Consider the following 2829-nt stretch of genomic DNA (forward strand, 5'->3'; position numbering starts at 1 on the left):
TACAACGGTGAGAAGTCTGAGAAGGCTGAGACCGTCGCCACGTTCGAGGAGTACGACAAGCTGACGCAGAAGGGTTACGTCGGCAAGGTCGAGGATGTCCTCGCCTCTGACGAGGTTGGTCCCTCCTACAAGGACGCGCACCCGATCGCCGTTGAGACCGACAAGTGGAAGTACGAAGCCGACAAGAGCACCGCTATCTACAGCGTGCGGGGCGGCGACGTCTACAGCAAGAAGAACAACGGCTGGGACAAGCTCAACCAGAGCCAGTGGCCGGCCGTTGGCTCCAAGCTCACGACCACTGTCACCGATGTCACCAAGACCGAGTACGACGCCTACAAGGGCCTGGGCTACAAGGCGACCGATGGTAAGGGCAACTACACCATCACCTCGTACTTCACCCTGAAGTACACCAAGAACACCAAGTCCGTGAAGTACACGATCTTCCACTACTTCATCAAGCCGACCACCGACACCGGTCGCCTCGGCGACAACGTCGGTGGCCAGGGCTTCACCTGGAACCAGAAGGCCGGCCAGACGGTCTACGTCTTCGGTTACCCGGCGGGCCCGCACCCCAACGGCGACAAGCCCTTCACCGGCGTTACGCCCAAGTGGGTCTACGGCAAGACCAACGCCACCAAGTACGTCTCCGCGGCCGACAAGGTCGAAGAGCACGTCGGCCTGAAGTCCTCGATGACCACCGGCTCCGATGGCGCCGCGTGGCTCGTCAAGTACAGCAGCGCCAAGCGTCTGGGCTACGTCAACGGCACCACCAGCCTGTTCGGTGACACGAACAGCGATGGCCGCATCGACGTCAACACCTCGGCCTACTTCGATGGCGAGACCGCGACGGTCTACAACAAGGCCGCCGCTGTGTGGTCCGGCTCGATCGTCAAGTAGTAGTAGCTACTCAACGATCACCCCGAGCGTGAGGGTCCACACCTCACGCTCACCCCAGCATCATCCGAGGGCCCCGGCTTACGCCGGGGCCCTCGGCCTTTGCGGGGAAGCAGAAAATCGCACCACGAAACGGATGAGGGGCCCGGCTTACGCCGGGCCCCTCATCTCTTTGCGACCACCGCGACCTCAGGCGGGACTGAGCTCCCTGGCCCGCTCGTTCAGCTCCCTCACCAGCGGCTCGGCGGCGAAGGGATCCAGCCGCCTACGCAGGTCTGTGACGTAGGACCGGGTGCGGGCCGACTGCAGGCCCCCGGCCAGATCCAGCGCGTCGGCGGCGACCGTACAGGCCTCCTCCAGCTCCCCGGATTCGACCAGCCCCGCCGACAGCAGCGACAGGTTGAACATCCGCCCTCGGACGTAACGCCCGTCCATCTCCAGCGACCGCCTGGCGTGCCGCACGGCCCCCGGCCCGTCACCCAGGTCGCGGAAGCAGTGGGCGAACTTGGCCGACAGGTAGGCCTCGTCGAAGTAGGCGATCCAGTCCGGCTCGTCCCCCGACGCGCGCCGGTCGAAGGCCAGCTCGGCCTCGTGCAGGGATCTGGCGCACGCCTCACGGTCCGCCAGCACCGCGTGCGCGTGGGCCTCCAGCACGTGCGTCTCGGCCAGCAGGGCGAAGACCGCGGCCCGGCGGGCGGAGAGCTGGGCGGCCCTGGCCAGATCGAGGGCGTGCGCGGGCTGTCCTATATATATGGCCTGATGGCTCATCCCGGCGAGGATCTCCCCGCCGAGCCCGTGATCCCCGGCTCCCCTCGCCAGGCGCAGCGCCTGGATCAGGTAGCGCTGGGCCAGGCCGTGCTGCTCAAGGTCGTAGGCCATCCACCCGGCCAGCCGGGTCAACTCGGCCGCGGCCGCGGCCAGCGCCCTGCCCGTGTCCTCGCCGTACGAACCGTCGCTGAGCAACGGCGCGACCGCCGTGTCCAGATATCTCACCACCGCCGAACGGACCCGGCCCCCGCCGAACCTGTTGTCCAGCTCACCGAAAGATCGAGTGACCTCCCGGATCGCGGCGATGTCGTCCATGCCGACCCTGCGGGGACCGGCCCCCGCAGGGCGACCCCCCAGGGGAAGGGTCAGCCAGCGTAAGGCTCCGGCGGATCCGGCCCCGATCGCGAAGGTGGAGTCGATCAGGAACCTGCGTCTCTCAACATCCCCGCGCCACAGTGCTGTCACGGTTGCGATCCCCTCCTGCCACGTGTGGGTGAACTCCTGTCCCAGGTCGAGAGGCGTCGAGACGGCCGGCAGGCCGAGATCCTCCGTACTGACGGTCCTGCCGAGCCGGAGTGCGAAGATCTCAGCGAGAAGCCCCGGGACGGGGTCTCTCGGCCGCTGACCGGCAATCCAGCGCAGAACAGAACTGTGGTCATATTTCAGACCGGACAAGCCGCGAGCCACCCCGAGGTCGTTGAGCCGTCGGGCCAGCCCTTTATGGGTGAAGTCCGCTTCGACGATGAGCCTCTGGAGTGATCTGTTGGGCTCGCGTTCCATTAGCTCTCCTCACCGTGAGAACCGAGGGCGCGCCGAGAGCGTCCACGCTTCCAACGCACATATCCATCCCTGGTGCCCATCTTGCGCACATAGGTAACGGAGAGCTTTTTTTATAGCACGATCCGTGACTATTTTCGGGATTTCAAGAAATCCCAGCGCCTTTCGCTGATTAGACGATCAGTGAAAGCTCCAGCCCGATCACCTGCGGGAGAGCGCACGATCGCATCGCGGCGGGGTGCCCGCTTCCCACGAACGGCCGCCGCAACCGGTCGTATGCAGGGTGCCGCCCACACGGCTTCCGGCTTCCGGCTTCCGGCTTCCGGCTTCCGGCTTCCGGCTTCCGGCTTCCGGCTTCCGGCTTCCGGCTTCCGGCTTCCGGCTTCCGGC

At 66.0% G+C, this 2829-nt stretch carries 1 protein-coding gene and 1 pseudogene; one reads left to right on the forward strand and one right to left on the reverse strand.

Annotation, left to right across the window (positions count from 1 at the left end):
* A pseudogene (locus tag CHC08_RS50460) lies at window positions 1–897 on the forward strand (trypsin-like serine peptidase); the annotation flags it as partial.
* Between the two features lie 186 nt (window positions 898–1083).
* On the opposite strand, the gene CHC08_RS47640 reads toward CHC08_RS50460, so the two are convergent.
* Window positions 1084–2442 carry an NsdA family TPR-like regulatory protein gene (locus tag CHC08_RS47640; RefSeq protein ID WP_089213940.1) on the reverse strand — a complete coding sequence of 453 codons (1359 nt, stop codon included), beginning with the start codon at window positions 2440–2442 and terminating at the stop codon, window positions 1084–1086.
* Between the last annotated feature and the right edge of the window lie 387 nt (window positions 2443–2829).

The organism is Streptosporangium subroseum (assembly GCF_900188345.1).
GTDB lineage: Bacteria > Actinomycetota > Actinomycetes > Streptosporangiales > Streptosporangiaceae > Streptosporangium > Streptosporangium subroseum.

Coding starts and splice junctions, on each gene's coding strand:
- CHC08_RS47640 (WP_089213940.1), bottom strand. CDS start 2,442: ATGGAACGCGAGCCCAACAGATCACTCCAGAGGCTCATCGTCGAAGCG.